The following is a 1,117-nucleotide window of genomic DNA, read 5'->3' on the forward strand; positions in this document are numbered from 1 at the left end:
AATAGCGTTCCACTCTTTGTCCGATAAGCTTCTTACGTGGTGCTTCATAGGCTTATCAGCAATTTCTTCATCAGATTCATCATTAACGTTAAGAAGCTCTTTAAGACCTCTCGACCAAAACAGTTGAGCACGGCCTTTCATAGCTTTACCAAACTCTTTAAGAAGCTCAACATCAGGCGACCATTTAAGGTATTTCTCACCGTTTTGGTTTCCGTAAATATCTAGCAGGATATTCCACGGCGTTCTTGAACCTTGTTTACCTTGCTTACTGTGGCTATAAGTCATTTCAAAACCAAATTTTGAAACATAATAACCAACAGCGTCACTATCTCCCGTGCCTTTTCGGTAATCGACTCTTAAGCCGTGTTCACGGCTTGGCGTTCCAAGCCCATTTTTTTCAGCGTACTTCTTCCAAATCTCATAAGAGTTTTTCTCAAACTCTTTTATGTCTTTGTCAGAAAGGTTTTCGTTATCAACAAAAAGTATTTCGTGGTGGTGAGGATGCCAACCGTTAGCCCAACTATGAGTAACCTCCAAAGCTCTGATATGACCTTGTAAATTAAACTCTGCAATCATTTTCTTATAAGCCCTGCATGACTTCATCTGGCTGGTGGCTTTCTGCATCCGCTTAATGGTTTCTTTTAAACCATCTTCACGGCCATGCTTAAAAGTTCTTGTTACCAACAAAGCTTTCCAACCACGGCGGCGAGCTTCTCCCATCGCTTTCAAAAGCTCTTTTCTTCTACCCTCAGCAATCCTTGGGGCGCAATGAGGGCAAACCCAAACATCACCACATGAGCCAACACCGTGAAAATGAGCACGGCCATTTTCATTTTTTGAAATACCTCGATCCATAGCACCTTGCTGAACGCCATAAGAAGGCACTTTCTGACATGAAGAAACTCGATGATTTTTACCGTGAATCTGACCTGCTAGGTCGAGGAGTTTATAACGCTCAACGCCTGAATCCGTAAGGCTTCTAGGAGCTTCGCTATCAACTTGTGAGGGATTAGCGGCCGCAGATTCCGTAATACTACCAAGGCGACCTTTTTTAGCTTCTGGTGGCTGCTGCAAGCCCCCTGTAAACCCGATTGTTTGCGGTTCTAAAAATGTGCTG

At 43.4% G+C, this 1,117-nt stretch carries 1 protein-coding gene; it reads right to left on the bottom strand.

Going from position 1 to position 1,117, the window contains the following annotated elements; translation table 11 throughout:
• A partial coding sequence (locus AAW00_RS15210) for a protein rep (protein ID WP_162199444.1) occupies window positions 1–1,117 on the bottom strand: 1,117 nt, incomplete at both ends.

Origin of the sequence: Aurantiacibacter luteus, from assembly GCF_001010945.1 — a bacterium.
Classification (GTDB): Bacteria; Pseudomonadota; Alphaproteobacteria; order Sphingomonadales; family Sphingomonadaceae; genus Alteraurantiacibacter; species Alteraurantiacibacter luteus.